At 73.6% G+C, this 3,900-nt stretch carries 3 protein-coding genes; 1 reads left to right on the top strand and 2 read right to left on the bottom strand.

Annotated elements, in window-relative coordinates; translation table 11 throughout:
- Window positions 1–63 precede the first annotated feature (63 nt).
- A complete protein-coding gene (locus ACFWOG_RS40005; RefSeq protein WP_380364585.1) occupies window positions 64–1,677 on the bottom strand; it encodes an alpha/beta hydrolase in 1,614 nt (537 codons plus the stop codon).
- 277 nt (window positions 1,678–1,954) lie between these two features.
- Between ACFWOG_RS40005 and ACFWOG_RS40000 the strand changes: the two genes are divergently transcribed.
- Window positions 1,955–2,407: a hypothetical protein gene (locus ACFWOG_RS40000; protein ID WP_380364583.1), complete on the top strand. Its 453-nt coding sequence runs from the start codon at window positions 1,955–1,957 to the stop codon at window positions 2,405–2,407.
- Window positions 2,408–2,476: 69 nt separating this feature from the next.
- Here ACFWOG_RS40000 and ACFWOG_RS39995 read toward each other — a convergent pair whose 3' ends face one another.
- Entirely contained in the window at window positions 2,477–3,766 is a 1,290-nt protein-coding gene (locus ACFWOG_RS39995; RefSeq protein WP_355404202.1) for an MFS transporter, read from the bottom strand.
- Window positions 3,767–3,900 lie beyond the last annotated feature (134 nt).

Here is a 3,900-nt window from a genome sequence, read left to right as displayed (position 1 = left end):
GGGGGGCGGTCGGCCCGCGGCGCGCCGCCCCCGCGGGGGGGGGCGCCGAGGACCGGCACGGTGTCAGGCGACGGGCGGGAACGCCTCGGCGTCGGGCTTGAGCAGCTGACCGGGCGCGGGCGCCTTCTGGTTCACCAGGTAGTCGGTGACCAGCACGTTGAGCGCCTTGCTGCGGCCGACCGCGCAGTGCTCGACCACGTCGACGGAGACCAGCACGGCGTTGCCGAGCTGCCGCTGCATCCGCTGCGAGAACTGGTAGTTGGTCGCCGGGTCGTAGAGGTTGCCGATCACCATGACCGGGGTGGCGGTCCGGCGGTTCCACGGGCCGGTGAAGCGCTCGGCGTCACGTGCCGGGGCCGGCCAGCTGGAGCAGGTGGGGCCGTCGAAGGCCTGGTAGCGGCCGAAGGTCGGGGACTCCTTCTCCCAGGCCCGGGCGAGACCGACGAACACCCGCGGGTTGGACGGGTACGGCTTGTCCTGGCAGTTGACGCCGTAGTACGAGTCGTCCGACGAGTACGGGGTCTCCGGCAGGGCCTCGCGCAGCGCGTTCGGGGCGGTCACCGCGAGCACGTTGGCCGCCTCGGAGCCGGTCGGGGCGGCGGCTGCCGCCAGGCCGTTCACGGCGGGCGCCCGGAGCACGTCGTCCAGCGCCTGGATCGACTGGGCGAGCGGCGCCTGGAGGCGCTGCGCGTAGAGCGAGCTCGCCACCTGGCTGGTGAAGCTGGAGAGGGTCACCTGGGAGCCGTTCGGCAGCGTGACCGGGCTGGTGCGCAGGTGGTCGCGGATCGCGTCGAACCTGGCCCGGGTGTCGCCCGCACCGAAGGCGCAGCGCGGCGCGCCCGCGGCCTCGCAGCGCTTGAGGAACTGGTCCAGGGCGAGTTCGAAGCCGGCGGCGCGCTGCTTGTCGTACTCGACGCCGTCGCGCATGCGCAGGTTGGGGTCGACGTTGCCGTCGACGATCACCGCGCGCACCTTGTTCGGGTACATGCCCGCGTAGGTGGCGCCGATCAGGGTGCCGTAGGAGAAACCGGCGAAGGTCAGCTTGGCGTCGCCGACGGCCCGGCGCATCCGGTCGAGGTCCCGGACGACGTTGATGGTGGACATGTGCTCGATCAGCGGGCCCGCGTTGCGGGAGCAGGCGTCGCTGTAGTTCTCGGTGGCGTCGATGGTCTCGTTTATCTCGGCCCTGGTGACGGGTACGCCGACCATCCGGTCGTTGACGGCGGCGGCCTCCTCGTCGGTGGTGAAGCACTTGAGCGGGTTGCTGCGCGCGACCCCGCGCGGGTCGAACCCGACCATGTCGAAGCGGTCCTGCACGTCCTTGCCGAACCGGGGCGTGGTCGCCCACAGGTAGCCGCTGCCGCCCGGACCGCCGGGGTTGAGGAACAGCGAGCCGATCCGCTTGGCCGGGTCGCCCGCCCGGCGGCGCATCATGGCGATGCCGATCGTCTCGCCGTCGGGGTGGTCGTAGTCGATCGGCACCGGGTAGACGGCGCAGTCGTAGATCTTGGGATCCGGCTGCGTCGGGTCGGGGTTGCAGGGCTTCCAGTCGACCGATGCCACCTTGGCCTCGGCATTCGGGCCGGGATCCGGCGCGGCCACGGCTGCGGCGGCGCTGCCTGCGACGAGGGCGAGGGCACTGGCGACCGCCAGGGCCGCGCTGGTGAGACGGGACACGAAACCTCCTCAGGTTCTACAAACCCGCACAGCCTGTCAGCCCTCGGTCAAGAGGGGAAGACCACGAACGGCAGAAGATTCTTCCGGTTGTTCGTCGACACGGCGTCAATCTCCTCTTGGATCGGCCGATTGACGGGACATCACGCGGTGTTGCCCTCACACCGCGCCGTGGCCAGTCCTGCCGCTCTGCACCGGCGCGCCGGCCGGGTACACCCTCTTCGGCTACCGGCCGGCGGACAACGTCCGGGCGCCGCTGCTCGCCTTCCACACCTTGGTCGTGCTGCGGCCGCCCGGCAGGGCGGCGGCCGGAGCGGCGATCGTCGCGGCCGTCCGGACGGCCGGCGCGCTCACCGCCGTGTCGCTCCGGTTCTGCCTGGTGCAGACCCCGATCTGTCTGGGCGTGGTCCGGACGTTCGGCGAGCGGACCGGACAACTCGTCGTCCGAAAACGACAGTTGTCCGCCATCGGCAGCACCGGCCGGGAGACCCCGGAGAAGATGCGGGGCCTGTTGCACGTCCTGCGGATCGCCCCCGACCCGAGCGACGGCCGGGGACCGCCGAGCCTCCGCCGGAGGTGTCGCCCGCGCCGCACCCGCCGGGCGCGCCGGGCGCCCCGCCCACCCTGGGCGCACCCGACGTACCGCGCGAGCCGTACGGCCCCGCGCCCGGACTGGCCCGGCTGCCCGAACTCGTCGAGCGCACCCGGGCGATGGGCCTCGCGGTGGAGCTGAATGCGGTCGGCACACCGCACCCGCTCGCGCCCGCCGTCAACCCATCGGTCCAGGAAGCGGGTTCACGCCTCACCGACCGGCGGCGGCCGGAGCAGGCACCGGGCCGGCCGGTACCGGGCCCGTCCGCCACGGGCGGTCCCGCTCCGCCCGGCGCACGGCCGGGCCCATCGCGCAGCCGGCCGCCAGGAAGATCCCGCCGAGCAGCAGCCAGCCCGGCGCGCCCCCGTCCAGCAGCAGCGTCGTCAGCAGCAGCGGACCGGCCGTCCGCGCCACCGCGACGCCCGTCCCGAAGAAGCCCTGGTACTGGCCGAGCCGGTCGGCCGGCGCCAGGTCGAAACCGATCTGCCAGGACCCGGCCGACTGCTTCATCTCGCCGAGCACCAGGAGCGCCGTCGCCGCCACCAGCAGCACCGCCGTCGCCCCGACCGGAACGCCGGCCGCCGTCACCGCGAACACCGCGCAGGACGCGAGCAGGATCGCCCCCGACCGGCGGACGGCACGGACGGCCGACCGGAGACCGGTCACGGCCCGCGCCGTGCGGACCTGGAAGAGCGTCACGCCCACGGTGTCGAGCACGAAGAGCACCGGCCCGAGCCAGCCGAGCCGTGGCTCCCGCTCCGCGATCCAGAGCGGGAGCACCAGGCTCAGCAGCGGCATCCGCAGCAGCAGCACGGTGTTGACCAGCGTCACCACGGCGTACCGGCGGTCGGCCAGCACCGCGAGCCCGGGCCCGTCGCGGCCCGCCCGGCCGGCCTCCGGCACGGCCTGCGGAACGGCCTCCGGCACGACCTCCGGCAGGCGGCGCAGCACCAGTCCCGCCACCAGGAAGCCCAGTGCGGTGAGCGCGAACGCGGCAAGGAAGGCCGTCCTGGTGCCGACGGTCAGCGCGACGCCGCCGAGTGCGGCACCGACCGCCAACCCGGCGTTGAGCGTCGACTGGAGCCGGGCGAGAACCCCGGTCCGCTCCTCCCCGGGGACGAGCCCGCCGATCAGTGCCTGACGGGCGGCGGCGAGTCCCGACTGCGCCGTCGCGTAGAGGCAGGCCGCGCCGAGGAACGGCAGGAAGGAGCGGACGACCAGGAAGGAGGCGACGACGGCCGCGGTGGCGAAGGCGAGCGTCACCGCGACGCCGCGCGGCCCGCGCCGGTCGGCGAGGTGGCCGAGCGGAACGCCGGCCAGCGACCCGATCCCCCAGGCCACCGCGAGGCCGAGGCCGAGCCGGGTCGGCGAGAGGCCGACGATCCGGGTGAAGTACAGCGCCGAGCTCGTGTAGTACGCGCCGTCGCCGATCGCACTGACCAACTGGGCTGCGGCGAGGATCCGTCGGGGTCCGACGGCCGGAAGGGGGCGAGGTTTCACGATGCTCCTGGAAGGCGGTCCCGGTCGTTCGACCTCAGGCTAGGTGTTCTGACCCATGAGGTTGGGAACGCGGCTGGCGGGTGGCTTGCCTGCGAGTGCGGTGTGTCCGCGGTGGTGATTGTAGGTGTGGAGCC

This window comes from Kitasatospora sp. NPDC058406 (assembly GCF_042722765.1).
Classification (GTDB): Bacteria; Actinomycetota; Actinomycetes; order Streptomycetales; family Streptomycetaceae; genus Kitasatospora.
This window is presented reverse-complemented; position numbering and strand designations above follow the sequence as displayed.